The sequence below is a fragment of the Longicatena caecimuris genome (assembly GCF_018406465.1).
GTDB lineage: Bacteria > Bacillota_I > Bacilli_A > Erysipelotrichales > Erysipelotrichaceae > Longicatena > Longicatena caecimuris.
Genome location: NZ_AP024510.1, coordinates 1,280,342 through 1,302,775 on the forward strand (window position 1 = coordinate 1,280,342; position 22,434 = coordinate 1,302,775).

The window sequence follows — 22,434 nt, forward strand, 5'->3', positions numbered from 1 at the left end:
GGTATAATAAGAGTAACGATGCAGGAGGCAAGGTTATGCAAAATTATGTTATGGCAATTGATCAAGGAACAACCAGTACTAGAGCCATCCTTTTTGATCAGCAAAGCAATATCATCGGAATTGCTCAAAAGGAATTGGAAAATTACTATCCTCATCCTGGTTGGGTAGAACAGAATGCAAATGATATTTGGGCAAGTACAGTAGGGGTCATGTTTGAGGTATTGGCAAAAACAGGTATCAAAGATACACAAATTGCGGCAATCGGTATCACAAATCAAAGAGAAACAACTGTTGTCTGGGATAAGGAAAGCGGACAGCCCATCTATTTTGCCATTGTATGGCAATCTCGGCAAAGCGATTCTTATTGTGAAGCATTCAAAGCCCAAGGCTTAGAAGAAATGATCAAGGAAAAGACGGGATTATTGTTAGATCCGTATTTTTCTGCCAGTAAGATTCGTTTTATCTTAGATCATGTTGCGGGGGCTCAGGAAAGGGCAGAACGTGGTGAACTGCTGTTTGGGACGATGGATACATGGTTGTTGTGGAAACTGAGCCAAGGGGCAAAGCATATGAGTGATGTGTCGAATGCATCACGAACGATGTTAATGAATTTAAAAACTTTGGATTATGATGAAGAATTGTTAAAACTGTGGAACATTCCAAGATGCATGTTACCGGAAATTCATGATACCAGTGAAGTCTATGGCTATACCAGTGGATTATTTGATCATCCGATTCCGATTGCGGCTTTGGTTGGCGATCAGCAGGCAGCTTTATTTGGTCAGACTTGTTTTGATGCGGGTAATGTTAAGAATACGTATGGTACCGGATGTTTCCTGCTTATGAATACGAAGGAGAAAATTATCCACTCTCAACATGGCCTGTTAACATGTGTAGGCTGGCGTATTAGGGGGCAAACCGCTTATGTTTTAGAAGGTAGCGTGTTTGTGGCCGGAGCTGCTATTCAGTGGCTAAGAGATGGTTTGGCTATCATTTCCAGCAGCAGTGAAAGTGAAAGCAGAGCCAAGCAAGTAAATGATTGTGATGGTGTTTATGTAGTGCCTTCCTTTACCGGGTTAGGTGCGCCTTATTGGAAGCCACAGGTAAAAGGGGGCATCTTAGGATTAACCAGAGGCACAAAGCAAGAGCATATCATACGTGCTACCATAGAATCTTTAGCTTATCAAACCAGTGATGTCGTATTTGCTATGCAAGAGGACAGTGGTTTAGCCATTAAAAAGATGCAGGTAGATGGCGGTGCTAGTCGTAATGATTTCCTCTTACAATTTCAAAGTGATATTCTAAATACGCAAGTAATTCGTTCAACCATCAGTGAAACGACCGCATTAGGAGCGGCTTATCTGGCAGGTTTAGCCGTCGGTGTTTGGAAACATCAGGATGATATCCGTAAGCAATTTCAAGTTGCCAGCATTTTTGAACCGATGATGGAGGAAGAAAACCGCATTGCTCATTTAAACGGCTGGAAGCGAGCAATCCATGCGATTATGGAGTTTTAAATAACTGCGGCAAGCAATTTGCAAAAGATAAAATCACAGGGTCATCACGACATACAAGAAAATGGTAATTTTTGCTTGTGAAAATGTTAGTAAATCAATTGACGTATATCCTTACCTTTGTTAAAATATCTTTGGTAAAGAGGGAATATTTCTTCTAAGTCGTAATGAACGATTTACCAGAAAGAGAAAAGGAGATAATGAACATGAAAAAACTGACAGTATTACTGGCAGCATTGTTTATGCTGACGGCGTGCGGTAGCAGCGAAGAAGCAAAAACGGGATCTGCCGAAACAGCAAAAGATGCCAAAGGTGATTATGCAAGTGCTAAAATCACAGTAAAAGGCGATGCAGTTGAGTCTATTACATTAGATGAGACAAAGGATGGCAAATCAAAAAAAGAGCTTGGTGCTAACTACAACATGAAGCCACACAGCAAAATCAAAAAAGAATGGAATGAACAGGTAGAATACTTGGAAAAGTACATTGTTAAAAACGGTATCGATAAGGTCGAATTAACAGATCAAGGCTACCCTAAAAATGACGATGTATTGGCAGGATGCACCATCAACATCACAAATCTGATGCAAGCAGCTAAAGATGCAGAAGCTGCAGCAAAGAAATAAACAACCGACAGATAGTACAGTTCTCATAAAACTGGACTATCTGTTTTTTTAACGAATTCATAATGTTATCTTTATGCGTAAACTAAAACAATGCCTAGGTTTATAGTTTTATGGTAGTAGCGCATATGGCAGGATGTATGGTTGCACAAAAAGCGGTAACACTAAAATTAAGCAGAAAGGATGCGAAAGAATGAAAAAAATAACAGTGTTACTGCTTGGTGTATGCATGCTGTTGAGCGGTTGTGCAAAAAGCGAGCAGAAAGAGGGAACAGGAACTTATACAAATGCAAACGGGGAAACGACAACGGCTAAAGTAACTTTAAAAGATGGTAAAATCAGTAAGGTTTCCATTGATGAAACCGCGAAAGACAAAGACAAGACAAAAAAAGAACTTGGCGCTGACTATCATATGAAAACAGCAAGCGGTATTGGCAAAGAATGGAATGAACAAGTGAAATTCTTTGAAAACTACGTAGCTAAACATGGTATTGAAAAGTTGGAATTAAAAGATAATGGAAAGGCAGCTAACGCAGATGTTATCAGCGGCTGCACCATTAGTGTTGAAGGGTTTGTAAAAGCAATCGCCGATGCTAAGGCAAATGCTAAATAAAAAGTGATGCTCCTATATTTGTATAGGGCATCACTTTTTTCAAGCATGGAAGTTTATTTCTTATTGATTCTGGCATTCGCAATAACGATGACATCGCCCGAATTTAAAGTTACTGTTTCACTATTTAGATTATATTCCTGGCATAAGGATAGTCATTAAAATAAGAGTTTTCATACACGTAATAGGAAGCTGTGTCTTTATATTCATTACTGGATGGTTTTAATATGTGATAAAGGAATTCAATAAAAGGAATTTCATAGGATGATTTGATATATAATAAGTGATTTTCTTTTTTATCCATGTTCTACCTGCATATTCTGCATCATTTTTAAGCGTTATTTAGAATGGTACAGTCTATTAAGGGCAATCTATACGATGATAATCATAAACAGCTGTACAAAAAGCGATTGCAAATGTGAAATCTTATGAGTATAATATAAAATAATGGAGGAATTTATGAACAAAGCAGATAAGATATTTATTGGACTCATCGTAGTAATTTCATGCTTGTTGTATGTCCCTTCGTTATGGTATGCCTATCAGAATCAAGGCAGCGTGAAAGAAGTCGTCGTCAGTTATAAAGATAAAGTGGTATTACAAAAACGTTTGTCATTAGATCATGTATATGAAGTAAAAGGTACATTAGGACCTGTAAAGGTAGAAGTAAAGGATGAAAAAGTGCGGGTGGAAAAAGAAACATCCCCTTATCATCTTTGTTCTATCCAAGGATGGGTGGATGACGTTAATCGTCCAATCGTCTGTCTGCCGAATAATATTGTTGTAGAGATACGTTCTGCATCTGATGAGGAAGCAGACATAGATACGGTGATTCAATGATGAGCAAAACTAAGAAAATGACGACTATTACCATGTTGATTGCTATCAGCATCTTATTTCACATGATTGAATCGATGATACCCATTCCTGTTCCTATTCCAGGTTTTAAGCTGGGCTTAGCGAATATCGTTGGTTTGATAGCCTTGTACTTGTTTGATGAAAAAGTCATGTTGGAAGTAAATCTGATGCGTGTTTTATTGGCATCTTTATTGCGAGGTGTGCTATTTGGGACAGGTTTTTGGTTGTCCCTGTGTGGAACGTTATTAAGCTGTGTTGCATGCATTATCGCAAAGCGGTATACACCGATGAGCATTTATGGTGTCAGTGTCGCCGGCAGTAGTTTTCATGCTATTGGACAAGTCATCGCGATTACGTATATATATCAGCAATTTTTTATGCAGGCCATTCTGCCTGTCTTAATTTTGCTTGGTATACCAACCGGCTTATGTATGGCATTGCTTGCTAATCAAGTGTTAATACGATTACAAAGGTAAAAAAGGAGGACATAAAGATGGAAACATTTGTATATAGACCAAAGGGAGTATGCTCACAGCAAATGACATTTACCATGGATGGCGATATTATTCGTGACGTTAAGATCGTTGGTGGCTGTGCCGGCAATTTACTGGGAATTTCCCGCATTTTGAAAGATAAAAAGATCAGTGAAGTTATGGAGGCTTTCCATGGAGTGCGCTGTGGCATGAAGGCGACCTCATGTCCAGATCAGATTGCGACGGCTTTGCAGGCATATGCAAAGCAGCACAATATGGATATTTAACAAGAAACCTTTAACCATGACAGGCACATGACGCCTGTTTTTTTGTACACGAAGGGGTGAGAAAATGAAAACTATAAAATTTTTATGGACGTATATGCGTCCTTATCGTTATCAACTATTGTTATTGGTAGTGGATGTGGCATTGTATGCATTGTGTATGTTGCTAGCACCTTTGTTAATATCCTTTGTAGTAGATAATGTGATTCAGGGAGTACCATTTGACAATGCGTTTCTGCAAAATCTAGTTGATGCTTTTGGGGGTATGCAGGTGTTGCAGGATAATTTATGGATTTGGTCTTGTATGATCGTGGCAGCTTACATCATCGTTGCGCTTGCCATCAATCGACGCAGTTTGCATAGTGGCAACGTGGCAGAAACACTGGCTTTAAATATTCGTAACGCCATGTATGATCATTTGCAAAAACTGCCTTTTGCCTATCATAAAAGCCGTGACAGCGGTGACTTGATACAGCGCAGCACTTCTGATATTGAAACCATTCGCCGCTTTTTTGCGACCCAGCTATCCGAGATGTTGTTTGCTATTTTAAATGCGACCATTGCTGCGTTGATCTTATTTCGCCGCAGTGTAAAACTAACCTTATTGTCGATTTGTTTAATTCCTTTTATTCTGTTAGCCAGTTATATCTTCTTTTCAAAAGCTAAGAAGATCTTTTTAGAGTGTGATTTGGCGGAAAGTACAATGACGACAGTATTGCAGGAAAATCTCAATGGTGTTCGTGTTGTAAAAGCATTTCATCAGGAAAAACGAGAGATTGCTAAATTTTCATCCAGCAATGAAGCATTCGCCAAAAAATATTTTGATTTGATGCATGCACTTGCATTATTTTGGAGCAGTACCGATTTGTTAGGACAGCTGCAGATCCTTTTGATGATTGCTGGAGGTATCTTCATGGCTTTGCAAGGAGAAATCACGACCGGTACGTTCTTTGTCTTTTTAATGTATGAATCTACCATTGTTTGGCCACTTCGACAGCTTGGACGTATCTTATCTGATTTAGGTAAGGTGAGTGTTTCTGTGAAACGTGTGCAGGAAGTATTGGAGGAGCCATGTGAAGATCTTGTCAGTGGTTATACGCCCGAAATTCATGGTAACATTCAATTTGAGCATGTAAGCTTTCGCTATGCAGATGGCGCGCAGGATACCTTAAAGGATATCAGTTTTACAATACCAAAAGGCAGTCGGGTTGCCATCATGGGACCTACGGGAAGCGGTAAATCTTCCTTGGTGCAGCTATTAAGTGGTATCTATGCATACCATGAAGGAAGCATTCGCATTGATGGTGTGGAATTAAGGGAAATTTCTAAGAACTGGCTGCGTCGTCATGTTCAGATTGTTTTACAGGAGCCATTCTTGTTTTCCAAAACAATCTATGAAAATATTCATGTGGCATCAGAAAAAGCAAGCCACAGTGATGTGCATAAGGCTGCCAGTATGGCAAGTATCCATAAGGATATCGAACAGTTTGATGAAGGCTATGAAACCATGGTAGGGGAAAAAGGTGTTACCTTATCCGGGGGACAGAAACAACGTGTTGCCATTGCCCGCTGCTTGTTGGCAAAAAGTCCCATCATCATCCTCGATGATTCGCTTTCTGCTTTGGATACACAAACCGATCGCATGATTCAAGAAGCTCTGGATGATTATCAGCAGGAACTCACTATGCTGATGATTACCCATCGTATTTCTTCTGCAAAAAAAGCAGATTTCATCATTGTGTTGGAGGATGGTCAAATCACACAGCAGGGAACGCATGCCCAACTCATCCAACAAGAAGGTCTTTATAAACGTATTTATGAATTGCAAAATGAAGGAGGTGAAAGCGATGGAGATGAAAGAACAAGAATTCAAAAGTGATGTGTTTGATGCGCATACATGGAAATATGTGTTTCAGCTCTTATGGAAGCATAAAAAACATTTAGTTTTCTTAATCCTATTTAATATCGCCTTGGCTATCAGCGATGTCATCATGCCCATGTTAAATCGTCATGCCATCAATACGTATGTCGATGATGCACATAGTGCCGCAGGTTTAGGCAATTTTATAGCAATCTATGCCGCCATGATCATCCTGCAATGTCTGTTAGTTTATCTCTTCTTTCGATTTGCGGCAAGAGTTGAAAGTGATTATGGAAAGCAGTTGCGCCTGCTTTGTTTTGAAAAGCTGCAAAACCAAACCTTTTCTTATTTTGATAAAACAGCCAATGGCTGGCTGATGGCAAGAATTACTTCCGATACGGCCCGTTTGGCTGAAACGTTAGCTTGGGCTTTTGTCGATGTGGTATGGGGCATTTTTGTGATGATTGGTATTAGTATCGTCATGCTGATCGTGAATTGGCAAATGGCCTTAGCGGTATTGATCATGGTGCCGCTATTATGGCTAATATCACTATATTTTCAAAGAAGGATATTAAAGGCACAGCGATTGTCTAGAAAAGCGAATTCCAAGATAACAGCCGCTTTTGCCGAAGGCATTAACGGTGCGCAGACAACGAAGACCTTGGCAATTGAAGAACAGAACTTTCGCGAATTTCAAACAAAGACAGCGGATATGAAACGTTACAGCATGTCTGCCTTGCGTATCAATGCTATCTTTCAACCTGTCGTATATTTATGCAGTGCTTTAGTGATCGCTATGCTGCTTTATATCGGTGGACAGCAAGTTTTATTGCATACGATTCAGTTTGGTACCTTAGCGATGTTTATCAATTATGCTCAATTATTTTTTGATCCGTTGAAACAAATTGCCAGAGTCTTGGCAGAAATTCAAATGGCACAAGCCAGTGCGGAACGTGTCGTTGCCTTGTTAGAAGAACCAATTGCGATACAGGATAAAGAAAGCGTCAGAAAGATTTATGGAACGTTGTTGGATGAGCATAAAGAAGCGTATGAACCATTGTTAGGAGATGTAGCTTTTCATCATGTGAGTTTTGCTTATCTTCCAAATGAGCCCATCTTAAAGGACTTTAATTTAGAGGTAAAACAAGGGCAGATGGTAGCCCTTGTCGGGGAAACCGGTTCGGGGAAAAGTACGATTGTGAATTTGCTTTGTCGTTTTTATGAACCGAAAGAAGGCTATATTGCTATTGATGGTCATGATTATCGCGACCGCAGCGTTGGCTGGCTGCATTCTCATATCGGATATGTGCTGCAGACACCGAATTTATTCTCAGGAACGATTGCCGATAATATTCGCTATGGCCGACCGGAAGCAAGCGATGCCGAAGTGATTGCTGTTGCAAAACAAATCCATGCCCATGAATTTATCATGAAGATGGAAAAAGGCTATGAAAGTCAGGTGGGGGAAGGCGGCGATTTATTATCGACCGGACAAAAGCAATTGATTAGTTTTGCCAGAGCTATTTTGGCTAATCCAAGTATTGTTATTCTTGATGAAGCCACTAGTTCTATTGACACAGAAAGTGAAAAAGCTATCCAACATGCGATTACAAAGCTATTAGAAAAGCGCACCAGTTTTGTTGTTGCCCATCGTTTATCGACCATTGTGCATGCGGACATCATTGTTGTCTTGTCCCATGGTCGCATTATTGAGCAGGGCACCCATGCGGAATTGATGGCACTGCGAGGGCACTATCATAAACTATATACTGTTCAATACCAAGAAGAGAAAGAGCGTGTATTGCTTCATAGAGAGGATGGCTTGGCTACCTAAAATATAAAAGTCGTTGCTGTTTTGTAGCAGAAACGACTTTTTTGCGTGAAGTATTATAACGATCAAAGGATTTAAAGATAGCGCTTGCCTCTCATTATCCTTGATTATGAAAGCACATGGATTGCGGTGAAAGCTACAAAAGAAGCCAATATCCATGAGGAAGCAAATGATTATTTTGAATTTTTGAATCATATAGTATCATAAAATTGTATCATTTTGCGTTATCAAACAAGGCGCTAGAATGCTTTTTTGACTGACAGCAAGCGCAAGGTATGTTATAATTTAAGACGTAAAAATATGAGGTGAGAGGACTATGCAAAGAATTGCGAAATTTCATAAAGTAAGCTTTCAACAATTTGAAAAGGACTGGAAAGACACCTTTGCTGGCAGTAACAGTGTTGAAATTCAGAATATCTATGACACGTTAAGGCTGCCACAACGAGCAACAGCAGGTTCTGCCGGCTATGATTTTTATGCTCCTATCAGTTTCACCCTACATCCTAGGGAAACGATTAAGATTCCAACAGGAATACGTGCTGAAATGCAGGAAGGATGGGTTTTATCTTTATATCCAAGAAGTTCGCTGGGGTTTAAATATCGTCTGCAATTAAACAATACCGTTGGTATCGTAGATAGCGATTATTTTTATTCAGATAATGAAGGACATATTTTCGCGAAAATAACCAATGATGCTAAGGAAGATAAAACCTTGTATATGAAACAAGGAGAAGGATTTTTACAGGGAATCTTCTTGCCATTTGGTATTACAGAGGATGATGAGGTCGCAGCAAAACGTAATGGAGGCTTTGGTAGTACCAATACACAATAAGCAGCAGGTAAGCATATCTGTTGTTTTTTTATTGAATTTGGTAGTTTAGGTATAAAAAAGGCTAGACTTGTATTACAAGATGAAAAAAGGTAAAATTATTTTAGGCAAATAACGCAATATTATTTTTACATAAGAAGCAGAAAGGCAGTACAGTATGAGAAACCTCATGTAGATAGCTTTCATCACTTTTTTATGCATCCTTTGTATCGGATGTAGTACACATATACCATCCACTACAGATAAAAAAGAGCGAGCAGCGTATCCTATGGCCCATTTTCCTAAAGCATATAAATTGGAAGACAAGGTAAAAGCCAAATTAGAACTATATGCCATGCTAGATCAGCGACTGGCTCCCATTATTGAGCATCCGCAGACATATCCTGCAATTTTATTTCAAATGTTGTATGTGAATTTTGAAACACTTGGCTTTGTCGCCAATTATCCCCAGCAAAAGGATAAAGTGATATCGGATACGATTGGTCAAGTAACAAAAGGGGAAATACCACTTTTATTACAGTGGGATAAACGTTGGGGATATGGTCAGTATGGAGATGCTTTTTTAGGAGCTACCGGTTGTGGACCTACTGCTTTAACGATGGTGATAGCAGGTTTAACGAATAGAACGGATATCACGCCGTATACGGATGCTCAGTATGCTAAAAAACATCATTATTATGTGAATGGCATTGGCAGTAGTTGGGATTTGATTAGTGAAGGCGGTAGTGCTTTTGGAGTGAAGGCACATGTTATGGGTACGGATAAAGGTAGTATTTATTTACGTTTAAAACAAGGATATCCTATTATCTGTAGTATGGGCAAAGGTGTGTTCACAACAAATGGGCATTACATTGTGTTAAGCGGTATTGAAAAAGGAAAAATCAAAGTAAAGGATCCTAACAGCATCATTCGCAGCAATGTCCTTTGGGATTTTGAAACTTTTGATGATCAAATAGAAGCATGCTGGTATTTTAGTAAAAAGTAAAGTTCTTAGAAAATTGTAACGATTTTACTCAATCACAGACAAATAGGAAGTTTAAAATCATCCATCAATGATTTCTTACTTCCTTTTTTTCTTTTTAAATATGTGTACTCACTATTGTCATAGTTCTTTACTTATAGGTAATACTTAGTATTAAATTAAATTTAGTATTTGACAATACCAAGTAGTAGGTATATCATAATAGTAGGAGGTGATGCCAGTGAACACCCAGTTTAAGAAAGGGGTATTGGAACTGATCGTCTTATTGTCGGTTTATAAAAAAGACATGTATGGCTATGAATTGGTATCTGAGGTCAGCAAGGTAATAGATGTTAATGAAGGAACAATCTATCCTTTGTTAAAACGTTTGACCAATGAACATTACTTTGAAACATATCTGGTAGAATCGAGCGAAGGACCTCCGCGCAAATATTATCGCATCACAAGCTTAGGAAAAGAACGTGGAAGATTATTGCTTAAAGAGTGGAATGCCTTCCATGAAACCGTGAATAACTTTATTAAGGAGAGTGAAACGTATGACGAAAGATGAGTTTCTTCGCATTTTAGACCGTAAACTACAGGTCATTAATGAACGCGAACGCAGAGATATCATAGATGAATATCGCACGCATATTGAAATGAAGGTACAGGAAGGGAAAACGGAAGCTGAGGCAATTGAAGATTTTGGGGATATTGATGAATTGGTGAATGAAATTCTGGATGCTTATAAAATCAATACCAAACAAGTGAATAACAGTTTTGATCATAAGTTTAACAGCTTTATGGATGATTTGTTTGAAGGCTTCCAACGTTTCTTAGGATCATTTACATCCTTAGATGTTGAAGATGTTGTGCGTTTGGTTTTTGAAATATTAACGATTTTAATTTTATTGCTTATTTTACGTATTCCGTTTGCGTTGGTATCAAGTTTAGGTTATGAACTCTTACATTCATTGATCGGCTTTGGAATAGGTAATGTATTAGCACATATTTGGGAATTGATCATCAGTATTGCTTATATTGTACTGTTTATTGTTGTTTTCGTTAATCTGATTGGCAAACGTGTACAACGTTACCGTCAAAAAAATCCTAATAGTAAATCAGTCTTTGATGATTTTAAAGATAGTGTGCATAAAATGAATCGCTCACATGCCCAAGACACCATCTATGATGAAACAAAAGATGCTAGTTATCAGAAAGAACAGTATCAAGAACATCCTTATCAGAAACAAGAGGACAAAGAACAAGCTGAATTTGAACAAGATCAATATCAATCCGTTCATCGGGAAAGTGATAGTATAGGTGAAGGCGTTGGCAGTCTGGTTTCTGTGCTTATGAAAATTTTCTTCTGTTTGATGATGATACCAGTCATCGGTATCATGGTGGGATTATGTTGTGCCCTTGGCGCAATGGTCATCTTAAGTTTAGAAGGACTGACCTTGTTTGGCGCTTACTTCATCGTTATCGGTGGTATTATTTTAGTAAGTGCCTTCCTTACTGCCATGTATCGTGTATTATGGAAAAGGGGGTAATGAAATGAAACGTTTTCTAGTATCCTTTATCATTGGGATGACATTATTAGCTGCGGGTGTCACTACGTTAATCTTTGAATTACGTGATTTTCGTTTTGTTGATGCAAGTAGCGAGGAAATTGAACAAAATTCATTGAGTGATGAAATCACCATTGGCAAGGAAGATGTAAAACTGTATTTTGACGATGGTATGTCTTATGATATTCATATTGATGATACGGTAAAAGACAACGTCATCCAACTGAATTATGCAGAAACGATTGCATTTCGCAATGAACGAACTTCTTTGTATTTCAGCTATGCCGATCATGCGCATATTACATCCTTTCATGAGGGATGGGAAACTTTTCAAAAGGTCATTGATGGTTTGAAAAAGCATGAAATTTACAGTTTTGATGCTTGCTTTGCAATTCGCATCACATGCAATGAAGCGACACGGAAACATTTGCAATTTTACCAGAATTAAAAATGTTCATAGCGTATGAAATAAAAAAAAGACGAGGAGGTATTGAGATGAGGAGCACTGTACGATCATAGGTAACATAAAAAGAAATGAAGAAAGGACCTATGAACATGACAAAATTTCTTGAACATAAAGATATTTACCTACGACCTCAGCAAGAGGAAGATGCAGCTTTCTTTTATACTTGGAATAACGATGCACTTACGCGTGGGAAGATCGGAGAAAAACGCAGTAAAAGCTTGTTGCAAATACAGCAAAGTTTAAACAAGCAGCGAAGTGACAGTATCTGGTTTAGCGTGGTGAAAAAAGATAGCGATGAAGTGATTGGAGAAACCGGCTTTTTGCGGATGGATCCGGATAATGGTTGCAGTGATTTTTCTATCATCCTTCCCTATGCTGCCCAGCAACATAAAGGCTATGGAAAGCAAGTTGTGGAATTGATGTTTGCATATGCCTTTGGCTATCTTCATTTGCATCGTTTGGCAATCGGTGTCGTTGATTTCAACACAGAAGCCTTACAATTTTATAAACGGGTTGGTTTTCAACAGGAAGGCATCTATGAAGAAAGCTATTATTATGATTTCAAATATCATGATTTTATCATGATGCGCATCTTAAAACAGGAATATCTAAGATTATATCAAGCAGAATGCAAGAGCAGAACATGAGACGTTCTGCTTTTTTTTGGCTGACAATATCGTTTAACGATATTATACTAAAAATGAAGGGAATATCGTTAAACGATATTGGAGGTGAGAACATGCCGAAGAAACAGTTGGATACATTAACGGAACCGATGTATTATACACTGATTGCGTTAATGACACCAAAATGCGGTATTGAAATCACAGAATTTGTAAGAGATTTAACACAAGGGCGTGTCCGTTTAGTTCCCGGTACACTGTATGCTATTTTATCAAAGTTTGAAAGTGAAGAGCTGATTGATGAAGTCATGCTGGAAGGGCGTAAACGTATTTATCAGATTACCGAGAAAGGAAAAGTGATGCTGATGGAAGAACATCAGCGTCTAGAGACAATGCTAAAAGAAGGAGAAATTGGTTTAAAGTTGCAGAAAGGAGATTCCTTATGAAAACTCGCTATGCTTTTTTGTATTTCAATATTTGTGAATATAAGGTATTAGAAACCTACTTACGCCAGATGGCAAAAAAAGGTTGGGCATTAGATTCCATATTTGGCTATATTTTTATCTTCACTAAGAAAAAACAGCCCAAGCATACATATTATGTTGACTTTAATATGAGCCGTGATGCAAGCAAGAATGCGCAGTTTCACGATATGATTGAAGAATATGGCTATGCGTATGTTGCCGGAAACAGTTTGTTGAGTGTTTTTGGCAGTGATGAGGATATGGAAATACCAATCCGTGGTGATGATGAAATAACATATCAACAATTGAACAAAGCAGGAAGATGGCTGAATTGGGGAAATCTTATAGTTGGTTTGCTTTAGATCATCATCGGCTTGCTAAGTGTTTTTCAGTATTATGATCATGTTGTATACAGGATTAGTTTAATGAGCGTCGGTTTTACACAGATATTAATTGGCATGATCTGGTTGAGTGTAAGTTATCCTTTTATTCAATGGCGAATGTTTAAAAAAACGTCCTTTACCTTGTGGAGCATACAGCTGCGATCCTATTTTGTAATCTTATGTACATGTGCTTTCTTTTGTACGTTGCTTCTTTTTTTACCAATAGTTGTCTTTTGCAGCATACTTATTTTATTAAGCTTACTGCTTTTATTAAAATCGCTATGGGAAGCTTCTGGAAAACGTTTGTCACGCATATTTGCGGCATTGTTTGCTCTTATTCTCACTTGTGTGTTAATGGGCAGCAATCTTATCTCTGCTTATTATAAAGCACGTGCGAACACAACCTTAGAGGCAATGAACACGATGGTGAAAGAGTATATGGTAGAGCAGGGATATCAATATGAGCCAGGTATGACATTGACAGATAATTCCATTATTTTTTCGCAAAAAGAAAGTAGTTTTATGGCACAAGAGAAAACATGGCTGACTCGTTTGTATCTGCTTGAGCATAGTTTATGGAAAGAAGATGTTCGTAAAGATATTTTAGATCAATTAGGTGCAGATGCACCACATTTGCAGAAAGAACAGCTAGGGGATATGCAAATATATAAGAATGCAGATACTGCAATTTATGTAAAAGGTGATTTCATCGTTTATACGTATAGTGAAGAACAAAAAGAACTATCAAATGAATTTGTGCAAGCATTGTTTGCGGAAGCTGTAAAGAAAAGTGGTTAATGTAAATTTGTTTCAGAAATAAAATGCAAAATAATGTAAATAATACTTGAAAAGTATGTAACATCATGTTATAGTATAGACAAGATTTAATACTAAATCTGCGAAATGCTTTTTATAAAAGATTTCCTAACGAATGAACGTGTCAGTTCATCCTCCTTATTTATAAACTTTCCTAATTACCGATTTACCATTCTTTTGTAAAAAGTATCATAAAAGCTGCTGACAGGCAGCTTTTTTCAAGTTATTCATATTAAAAGCACGAATATTCTTTTTCATGTTCCTTATTTACATGCTGCATATTCGCTTTTTATATTGTTTTACATAAAAAATGTAAGAAAAACAAGTTAACTATTTGTATGACTGCGTAAATCTTGGTATAATAATTTCGATTGCGCTTGAATAAGCAAGAAGGGTGAAAAAGATGAAAGTGAAACATATTTTGCTGTTTGTAAGTGTCGTATTGTTAGATCAGCTTAGCAAATGGCTACTTGATATAAATATGCAGATAGGAGATAGTATAACGTTGATTCCGGGATTTTTCCGTATTACGTATTTGCATAATACGGGGGCAGCTTGGAGCATGTTTGAAGGGAAAATGGGATTTTTCATGATTGTGACAGTCATTGCTCTCATTGTGATGGGATATTTCTATTATTGTGCGGAGAAAAAGGATGCGTTAACAAAGTATGGATTAGTCTTAATGATGGCAGGTACTCTTGGGAATTTTATTGACCGCCTATGTTTCCAGCATGTACGTGATTTCTTAGACTTTGTAATCTTAGGATATGATTTTCCTGTATTTAATGTGGCCGATATCGCATTGTGCGTCGGAGTCTTTTTGATTCTGGTATCTGTCTTTTTAGAGGAGCGTTTTGGAGGTGTGAAAAAATGCGAGAAATAGATGTAATCGTAACAGAAGAAGAGGCTTTTCAACGCATTGATAAATATATTAGTGAAAAGGAAGATGATTTATCACGTAGTCGTGTTCAGCAGCTGTTGCAAGAGGGCATTGTCTGTGTGAATGGTAATGCTTGTAAGGCAAATTACAAAATAAAACCTAAAGATCATATAACGGCAGTATTTTGTGATGAGATAGAAATGGAAGCGAAACCTGAACAGATGGATTTGGATATTCGTTATGAAGACCATGATGTAATTGTCATCAATAAGCCAAAAGGTATGGTCGTTCATCCGGCAGTAGGCAATCAGACGGGAACATTAGTCAATGGATTGCTGTATCATTGTAAAGATTTATCCGGTATAAATGGTGTCTTGCGCCCCGGTATTGTCCATCGTATCGATAAGGATACAACAGGGCTATTGATTGTCGCCAAAAATGATAAAGCACATACAGCTTTAAGTAAGCAGCTTCAAAATAAAACGGTAAATCGTCTGTATTATGCGCTTGTTCATGGCGTTATTGAACATGATTTTGGTACGATTGATGCACCGATTGGAAGAGATGTGAAGGATCGCCAGAAAATGGCAGTAACGGCCACCAATGCCAAGGATGCTCGTACCCATTTTAAGGTCATAGAGCGTTTTGCCCACTATACACTTGTGGAATGCCGATTAGAAACAGGTAGAACACATCAAATACGTGTCCACATGCAATACATTAAGCATCCGGTTGTCGGTGATGAGAAATACTCATATCGTAAAACTATGCAAACACAAGGACAGCTATTACATGCCCATCAATTGACCTTTGTTCATCCTACAACGAATGAGAAAATAACAGTTGAAGCAGAACTTCCTAAACAGTTCGCGGACATTTTAGAAGAACTGCGCAGTCAACAGAGGTGAGGATATGGAGATTTCCAAATATGATATTTATGCTTATCAGATCATGCATTATCTGATTACGGCATATCAATATCAAGTTGTGCGCGTGGATCAGTATAAAGAAGATCTGTGGCTGGCTAATCCAAAACAGGAACAGTATCCAGTGATTCGCATCAGCTCACAGCGTATGGAAAAAGTAGATGAAAATATTGCCTATCTGCGTAATGTACATCGTAAGATATTAGATATGATTCATCGCGAAGGACATCTTCTTTTATTGAATACATGTCCGGATTGTTTCTTATTGGATAATCCTTTTATAAAACAGATTCGTGTTGGCCCTCATAGTGTCAGTGATATTATGATCTTACAAACGTTTCGCAATCTGGCAGAGGTCGTGCACGATGTAGAAGATCCTAAAGAAGAAATGGCGCGGTTGGCACGTTCAATAGAAGAAACCCAAATTCTTCAACAAAAAAAGTTCATTGCGAAAGTCAAGCGTTCCTTGCGTCCGGATATCACGATTACGGTCATGGCTTTTTGTGTGCTATATGCGCTTGTTAATTATATCATCAGTATGGCTACAAAGGGCAGTATCGCTTCATGGATTGCCGCGGGTGCGTATTATAAGATGAATGTGGTCGCGGCACATGAATATTGGCGTTTATTAAGCGCTGGCTTTTTACATGCAGATATCATTGTTTTGTTATTTTCCATGTATGCGTTATATCAAATAGGAAAACTGTGTGAACCATTGTTTACTAAAGGACAATATCTCGCGGTATTGATCGGTTCTATTTTCACTGGTTATGTCTGTATGTTGATTGGCAATGGCAATGCTATCGCTTATGGCATCAGTTCAGGTATCTGGGGCATTAGTGGGGCTTATATTGCAAGTGTTTTCGGGAATGGCAGCTATCATTTGCCAATGATACGTTATATGGTTTTGAAGGTTCTGCTGTTCGATATATTTGTCTGGTTACTGCCGGGCATGTCCTTTTTAGGAAATCTGGGGGGGATGGTGTTTGGTATGGTCATAACAATGTCTTTTGTTAAAAATAAAAAATGGCCAAAATTACGCACACATGCGAAAGCAGCTACCTCTTTATTATTTGTGAGTTTATGTGTGCTAGGGCTTTCCATTCAAACGGTAACACCATTGCAGCCGGAGATGGACCAAGAAATTATTCAAATCTTTACACATACACCTATGGATGGCTATGCACGGTATTTAAAGTCGTGTTATAATAAACAATATAGATTGGAGTAATGGTTATGAAAAGAATGGACGTATTAAGTTGGGATGAGTATTTTATGGGTTTGGCACATTTGAGTGCTATGCGTAGCAAAGATCCCAGCACACAAGTTGGCGCTGTGATTGTCAGCGGCGAACATCGCGTTGTAAGCATTGGTTATAATGGCTTTCCTAATGGATGTAGTGATGATGAATTTCCCTGGGATCGGGAAGGAGACTTTGGTGCTACTAAGTATCCTTATGTCGTTCATGCGGAATTAAACGCTATTCTGAATAGTAAAAATGATTTGCGTGGCTGTAGCATTTATGTATCTTTATTCCCATGTAATGAATGTGCAAAAGCAATCATTCAAAGCGGAATCAGCCGCATTGTTTATGAATCCGATAAATATGCGGATACCGATGCGACCATTGCCAGCAAACGGATGTTGCGAGCTGCTGGAGTGGAATTATATCAGTTGCCATATCGTATACAGATGCAGGTGCAAAAAGAGGAAAACGAATAAAGGTATTTAAAGAAACGTGATGATAAGTCACGTTTTTTTTTAAAAGAATAGGAAAATAACAGTATCTTTAGAAATGAATCCGTATGCCCATAGGGAAGGAGAATGGATTTCTTATTATTCTTATAAATATTATTAATTTGATACAAATGCATTGACAGATGGTATAAGATAGCATATGATAAAGGTGAAGAAAGGGAATGAGCAATTCTCTTAGAAAGGAGTCTTCTTATGAAAGCATCCGTAAGAAAACAAGTGAAGGCTCTGGAAGAAGAAGGCAAACGCTATGACCTTTACAAGTATGCGAAAAGTTATAATATTGGTCGTATTGTGCTTGCAATCCTTTTAGTGGCATTCCTTATCGCTGCCCATATTTGGCATTTCTAATCACTACACTACAGTTAACGCTGTAGTTTTTTTCTGGCTCGTGGAAAGATTATGGAAGATATTGTCGTTAGAAGACATCGGCTGTTTTATTGCGTAGGATTGGTGTGAAAAAGCTTTTAGGCGGATAACAGAAAAGAACCTCCTTCACTGGTTTATCCAGTGTAGGAGGTTCCTAGCAAAACTTTATAAATAATCAGGGAACGCTTTTTTGGTATTCGCAAAATGAAGTTTCCCGACATTTGCCAATTCTGCTTTTCCATATTGTTTTACAAAAGCACGTATTGCCTGATCCACTTTACTTCCAGCTCCTTTGACAAAGGGAAATTCATAATGTTGACACATAGCATCAAATGCCTGTAAAAAAGCGTAACGGGCAATGATGGAACCGGCAGCAACACTGAGATACTTATTTTCGGCCTTTGTTTCAAAATGGATAGTATGCACCACTTCCTCTACATCGTGTAAATAACGATAATAAGATTTCGCCTGTACAAATTGATCAATGATGCATAAGGAAGGAAGACTGCCTAGTTTTCTTCGTAAGTGTACATATGCTTGATTATGCAGTCTTGATTTAATAGCTACCATATTGTATTGGGGATGGATAGCATTATATTTGGCGTTATCTAATACTAAAAGACTATAGGTTAAACGTTCACATAAGATAGGGCCTAATTCACGAATACGTTCATCCGTAACGGCTTTGGAATCCTGTATGCCAAGCTCACGTAAAAAAGGAACATCCTCTTTTTTTACATAGGTTGCACAAACCGTGATAGGTCCAAAATAATCTCCGGTACCGACTTCATCACTGCCACACTGCGGATACCATTCGGTATGGGGATTTTGTGGTTGATCGGATGGTTGCGAGGACTTTTTATCGTATGCATCTGCATAAAAGTCAGCACCCTCTCCTTGAAACTCGACTTTTCCTGATGTATATGCCGTAATGATACAGTCACTTGTTTTTATCTGAAATTGGGCATAAGGAGGAGTCTTACGTTTTTCACCTTTTTCTAATTGTTTCGCTAAAGCCTTTATTTGTGCATCTGACATCGTAATGGTCCTAGTACTCATGAAAATCACTCCTTCTCATAGTATTCTTTATTTTACCATGGAGCAATTATGAAGAAAAGCAGAAGTTTTAACAAATCTGTTTCATAAAGAATAGCATACAAAGAAAAAAGATTTTTCTTACTTTTCTAAACAAACGATATTTTGATGGTTTACTCATCTGAATTGCAGATAATTACCAGGCATGAACAACAATTTGTGTCATATCCTAGAATATATGCCCTTATCCTTGAGGTTTTCTTAAGCATTTTCGATGCAAATGTGGTAAAATAATACAACGGAAAGGATGGATGTCAATGTATGAGATCATGATTATTAACGTTGTTGTCGTCATAGTCATGCTATTGTTTCTATACAGTGGTTATAAACAAGGCTTTTTATGGAAATTGATCAGTATCCTCGGCTTTTTCGTTGTAGGCTGGCTGGCATGGATGGCAAGTGATCCGGTCTCTAGCATATTGGCATTATATCCGAAAGATCAAATACCGTTACAAGGGACGATAGTAGAAGGTGTTTTCTATGATTCGATGAATCGTTTGTTACTATTCGCCATTTTATTCGCGGTATTTGAAGTCATCTTATTGTTGTTAAAGCCAATTGCAAAGCTTGCTGACATGATTCCTGTTGTATCAACACTAAACAGATGGTGTGGATTGATATTAGGTGGTGTGCAGGGAATCTTGTTAGTTAGTGTGTGCGCCTTGTTTTTAACATTTCCGTTCGTGCATGAAGGAAAACGTTATGTGCAAGAATCTGTGTTACAGTATTGTCAGCCAGTGTGTACGGCAATATGGAAACTCGTTGAAAAACCGTTATTGCAAGTGCCGGTATTCCATGAACAAACAGAATCCATAAAACCTTTGAAGGAAGATGAAAAACAGCAACTTAAACAATGGCTGCTGGATATAGAGTTAGATAAGGAGAGTGTAGATGCCATCTTAGGGGCATTACGATGAAACATATGAAAGAGCGTTATGAAGAATTAGAATTAGATGCGGTCAAGGAACAAATCATACGTCATTGTTCCTTTTCCCTGGGAAAACAAAAAATTCGACAGCTTTCCCCACGTTTTGAAGAGCTGTGGGTAAGGCGAGAATTAACAAGAACACAAGAAGCATTAACTTTAGTATACCGTTATGGAAATCTTCCTTTTCAGGGGGTACACGATATAGGAAATGCTATCGAAAATGCCCGACGAAACCGAACCCTTTCATGCTTAGAATTACGCCAAATTGCGGACAGTATTCGGGCGGTAGAACATGTCGTTTCGTATTTTAAAGCGAGTGAGGTAGAAACACCGCGCTTAAAAGAATTGATTGCTTCATTTGACCAGCCTATGCCTGTAGCTAATGCCATTGAGACATGTATTTCCAGTAGCTGTGAGGTCATGGATCAAGCAAGTGGTGAATTAAAAAGTATCCGAAAATCCATTCGCATGTGTGAAGGAGAAATTAGTAAAGAAGCACAACGCTTTATTGCCTCTCATAGCACACAATTGATGGATACCATCACAACCATGCGCAATGATCGTATTTGTGTGTTGGTTAAGATAAGTGAGAAAAACAGTGTAGATGGCTTTATACATGGAGAAAGTGCATCTGGGCAAACGGCATATATAGAGCCGAAATCACTATTAATATTAAATAATCGTTTGGCTAGTTTAAAAAGTCGGGAACAAGAAGAAATTGCTCGTATTCTCTTTGCCTTGAGTCAGAAGGTTAAAACGGTTGCCCATGCATTAGAAGGTAACTTAGAAACCTTTGCCCTATTGGATGTCATTTTTTCTAAGGCCTTATGGGCAAAAGAAAAAAATGGCTGTATCGCTCAATTGGACAATCAGCATCACCATTTATATTTAAAGCAGGCAAAACATCCGCTCATCGATGAACAATATGTAGTAGCCAACACGTATGAGATCAAAGAACCATATCGCAGTTTATTGATCACCGGTAGTAATACCGGAGGAAAGACTGTCACCTTAAAAACCATTGGTTTATTTGTAGTTATGACAATGTGTGGAATGGCCGTAAGTGCACAAGAGGCCATCATACCTGTTTTCAATGGGGTATATGTGAATATTGGCGATGATCAATCTATTGCGGAATCACTATCAACATTCTCTTCTCATATATCACAATTAGCGGCTATATGTCATAAAGCAGATGCGAATTCTTTAGTGTTACTAGATGAATTAGGCAATGGCACAGACCCCAAAGAAGGAGAGCCATTAGCCGTAGCTATTTTAGAAGAACTATCCAGACGCAGAGCCACCATCATCGCCACAACACATTATTCTGCTTTAAAGAGCTATGCAGCCGGTAAGGAAGATATGCTGGTATCCAGTGTGGAGTTTGATATGGAAGCATTACGTCCGACATATCGTTATATCGAAGGTATCAGCGGTCAATCTAACGCTTTTGCTATCGCAGAACGTTATGGCTTAAGTAAGCGTATCATTGCAGATGCCAAACGTCGCAAGGATGAACAAGCCAGTGTAAATGATATTGCAATGGAAAAGCTGGAACAGCTTACGATGGAAGTTGAGGAAAAGAAACAAAAAATGGAACAACGGCTACAAGATGTACGTTTGTTACAAGAAACATTAGCTACGCAAAAAAGTAAGTTTGAAAAGGAAAAAGAACAGTTGTTGGAGCAGGTGAAAGCGGATGCTAAAAAGAAATTGGATGAAGTACAGGAAGAAGCTGAGCTGTTATTAGAAGAATTGAAACAAATGAAAGCAAACGCCAAGCCACATGAGATTACAGAACTGAAATCCGCTATGCGTAAGCTGCAAATAGACGATGAAGAATTAGTGGAAGAAAGTGATGAAGTCTTTGCCGTCGGCGATTATGTTAAGTTGAAAAAGTTAAATTATTATGGTGAGATCATCTCCATGAATAAAGATAAAGTGTGTGTATTAGCAAATGGTATGAAAATGAATACGACCACGAAGGACATCACACATGAAAAACGTAAGATCGTTAAAAAGAAAACGAAGGGCTATACAAAAAGCAGTATCACATCTTTCTCTATGGAATGTAATGTCATTGGTATGCGTGTAGCAGAGGCAATACCAATCATCGATAAATATTTAGATAATGCGTTATTGGCTAAGGTATATCAGGTGCGCATCATTCATGGTATGGGAACAGGAAAGCTGCGTAAGGGCGTGCATGATTATCTGAAACATAATCCTCAAGTGGAAAGCTATACGATGGGCGGCCAAGGGGAAGGCGGCTTAGGTGCAACAGTTGTAAAATTGAAACAGAAAGGAAAGTAAC

The 22,434-nt window shown here is 38.2% G+C and carries 25 protein-coding genes; 24 read left to right on the forward strand and 1 reads right to left on the reverse strand.

Going from position 1 to position 22,434, the window contains the following annotated elements; all coding sequences use genetic code 11:
- Positions 1 to 35: 35 nt before the first annotated feature.
- The 22 genes from glpK (at position 36) to KJS44_RS06035 (ending at position 18,079) form a co-directional block, all read left to right on the forward strand.
- Positions 36 to 1,517, forward strand: a complete 1,482-nt coding sequence (gene glpK, locus KJS44_RS05930) for a glycerol kinase GlpK (RefSeq protein ID WP_008688895.1) — start codon at positions 36 to 38, stop codon at positions 1,515 to 1,517.
- A 203-nt stretch (positions 1,518 to 1,720) separates the two neighbouring features.
- Positions 1,721 to 2,140, forward strand: coding sequence for a hypothetical protein (locus KJS44_RS05935; protein ID WP_008688894.1), 420 nt, complete (start codon positions 1,721 to 1,723; stop codon positions 2,138 to 2,140).
- A gap of 190 nt (positions 2,141 to 2,330) precedes the next feature.
- The gene (locus KJS44_RS05940) at positions 2,331 to 2,750 is read left to right on the forward strand and encodes an FMN-binding protein (RefSeq protein ID WP_008688893.1); all 420 of its coding nucleotides are present in this window, start codon (positions 2,331 to 2,333) and stop codon (positions 2,748 to 2,750) included.
- 456 nt (positions 2,751 to 3,206) lie between these two features.
- Complete coding sequence (locus tag KJS44_RS05945) at positions 3,207 to 3,587, forward strand: NusG domain II-containing protein (protein ID WP_008688891.1); 381 nt, start codon at positions 3,207 to 3,209, stop codon at positions 3,585 to 3,587.
- Positions 3,587 to 4,081, forward strand: coding sequence for a Gx transporter family protein (locus KJS44_RS05950; RefSeq protein ID WP_017144630.1), 495 nt, complete (start codon positions 3,587 to 3,589; stop codon positions 4,079 to 4,081). The genes KJS44_RS05945 and KJS44_RS05950 overlap by 1 nt, the downstream gene beginning before the upstream one ends.
- A gap of 17 nt (positions 4,082 to 4,098) precedes the next feature.
- Positions 4,099 to 4,365, forward strand: coding sequence for a TIGR03905 family TSCPD domain-containing protein (locus KJS44_RS05955; RefSeq protein WP_008688889.1), 267 nt, complete (start codon positions 4,099 to 4,101; stop codon positions 4,363 to 4,365).
- 64 nt (positions 4,366 to 4,429) lie between these two features.
- A complete protein-coding gene (locus tag KJS44_RS05960; RefSeq protein WP_017144631.1) occupies positions 4,430 to 6,241 on the forward strand; it encodes an ABC transporter ATP-binding protein in 1,812 nt (603 codons plus the stop codon).
- Positions 6,210 to 8,057: an ABC transporter ATP-binding protein gene (locus KJS44_RS05965; protein WP_008688884.1), complete on the forward strand. Its 1,848-nt coding sequence runs from the start codon at positions 6,210 to 6,212 to the stop codon at positions 8,055 to 8,057. The genes KJS44_RS05960 and KJS44_RS05965 overlap by 32 nt, the downstream gene beginning before the upstream one ends.
- Before the next feature lie 313 nt (positions 8,058 to 8,370).
- Positions 8,371 to 8,886, forward strand: a complete 516-nt coding sequence (locus KJS44_RS05970) for a dCTP deaminase/dUTPase family protein (RefSeq protein ID WP_008688883.1) — start codon at positions 8,371 to 8,373, stop codon at positions 8,884 to 8,886.
- Between the two features lie 265 nt (positions 8,887 to 9,151).
- The gene (locus KJS44_RS05975; RefSeq protein WP_008688882.1) at positions 9,152 to 9,868 is read left to right on the forward strand and encodes a C39 family peptidase; all 717 of its coding nucleotides are present in this window, start codon (positions 9,152 to 9,154) and stop codon (positions 9,866 to 9,868) included.
- Positions 9,869 to 10,085: 217 nt separating this feature from the next.
- Positions 10,086 to 10,415: a PadR family transcriptional regulator gene (locus KJS44_RS05980; protein WP_008979005.1), complete on the forward strand. Its 330-nt coding sequence runs from the start codon at positions 10,086 to 10,088 to the stop codon at positions 10,413 to 10,415.
- Positions 10,402 to 11,397, forward strand: coding sequence for a DUF1700 domain-containing protein (locus KJS44_RS05985; protein ID WP_008688880.1), 996 nt, complete (start codon positions 10,402 to 10,404; stop codon positions 11,395 to 11,397). Before KJS44_RS05980 ends, KJS44_RS05985 begins: the two co-directional genes overlap by 14 nt.
- Before the next feature lie 4 nt (positions 11,398 to 11,401).
- The gene (locus KJS44_RS05990; protein WP_008688879.1) at positions 11,402 to 11,863 is read left to right on the forward strand and encodes a hypothetical protein; all 462 of its coding nucleotides are present in this window, start codon (positions 11,402 to 11,404) and stop codon (positions 11,861 to 11,863) included.
- Between the two features lie 101 nt (positions 11,864 to 11,964).
- A complete protein-coding gene (locus KJS44_RS05995; RefSeq protein ID WP_026006710.1) occupies positions 11,965 to 12,528 on the forward strand; it encodes a GNAT family N-acetyltransferase in 564 nt (187 codons plus the stop codon).
- 92 nt (positions 12,529 to 12,620) lie between these two features.
- The gene (locus tag KJS44_RS06000) at positions 12,621 to 12,950 is read left to right on the forward strand and encodes a PadR family transcriptional regulator (RefSeq protein ID WP_008688877.1); all 330 of its coding nucleotides are present in this window, start codon (positions 12,621 to 12,623) and stop codon (positions 12,948 to 12,950) included.
- On the forward strand, positions 12,947 to 13,330 hold the full coding sequence (locus KJS44_RS06005; RefSeq protein ID WP_008688875.1) for a DUF2812 domain-containing protein: 384 nt from the start codon (positions 12,947 to 12,949) through the stop codon (positions 13,328 to 13,330). Before KJS44_RS06000 ends, KJS44_RS06005 begins: the two co-directional genes overlap by 4 nt.
- A 63-nt stretch (positions 13,331 to 13,393) precedes the next feature.
- A complete protein-coding gene (locus tag KJS44_RS06010; protein ID WP_008688874.1) occupies positions 13,394 to 14,149 on the forward strand; it encodes a hypothetical protein in 756 nt (251 codons plus the stop codon).
- A gap of 421 nt (positions 14,150 to 14,570) precedes the next feature.
- Positions 14,571 to 15,050, forward strand: a complete 480-nt coding sequence (lspA, locus tag KJS44_RS06015) for a signal peptidase II (protein ID WP_008688872.1) — start codon at positions 14,571 to 14,573, stop codon at positions 15,048 to 15,050.
- On the forward strand, positions 15,038 to 15,955 hold the full coding sequence (locus KJS44_RS06020; RefSeq protein ID WP_008688870.1) for an RluA family pseudouridine synthase: 918 nt from the start codon (positions 15,038 to 15,040) through the stop codon (positions 15,953 to 15,955). The genes lspA and KJS44_RS06020 overlap by 13 nt, the downstream gene beginning before the upstream one ends.
- 4 nt (positions 15,956 to 15,959) lie before the next feature.
- Positions 15,960 to 17,204, forward strand: coding sequence for a rhomboid family intramembrane serine protease (locus KJS44_RS06025; protein ID WP_008688869.1), 1,245 nt, complete (start codon positions 15,960 to 15,962; stop codon positions 17,202 to 17,204).
- Positions 17,205 to 17,209: 5 nt separating this feature from the next.
- The gene (locus tag KJS44_RS06030; RefSeq protein WP_008688867.1) at positions 17,210 to 17,695 is read left to right on the forward strand and encodes a deoxycytidylate deaminase; all 486 of its coding nucleotides are present in this window, start codon (positions 17,210 to 17,212) and stop codon (positions 17,693 to 17,695) included.
- Between the two features lie 228 nt (positions 17,696 to 17,923).
- On the forward strand, positions 17,924 to 18,079 hold the full coding sequence (locus KJS44_RS06035; RefSeq protein ID WP_008688865.1) for a hypothetical protein: 156 nt from the start codon (positions 17,924 to 17,926) through the stop codon (positions 18,077 to 18,079).
- A 183-nt stretch (positions 18,080 to 18,262) separates the two neighbouring features.
- Here the strand turns inward: KJS44_RS06035 and rnhC are convergent, their stop codons facing one another.
- Entirely contained in the window at positions 18,263 to 19,156 is an 894-nt protein-coding gene (gene rnhC / locus KJS44_RS06040; RefSeq protein ID WP_008688863.1) for a ribonuclease HIII, read from the reverse strand.
- A 293-nt stretch (positions 19,157 to 19,449) separates the two neighbouring features.
- Here rnhC and KJS44_RS06045 point away from each other — a divergent pair, with 293 nt between their 5' ends.
- Positions 19,450 to 20,109: a CvpA family protein gene (locus tag KJS44_RS06045; RefSeq protein ID WP_008688861.1), complete on the forward strand. Its 660-nt coding sequence runs from the start codon at positions 19,450 to 19,452 to the stop codon at positions 20,107 to 20,109.
- Positions 20,106 to 22,433, forward strand: a complete 2,328-nt coding sequence (locus tag KJS44_RS06050) for an endonuclease MutS2 (RefSeq protein WP_008688859.1) — start codon at positions 20,106 to 20,108, stop codon at positions 22,431 to 22,433. Before KJS44_RS06045 ends, KJS44_RS06050 begins: the two co-directional genes overlap by 4 nt.
- Position 22,434: the final 1 nt, after the last annotated feature.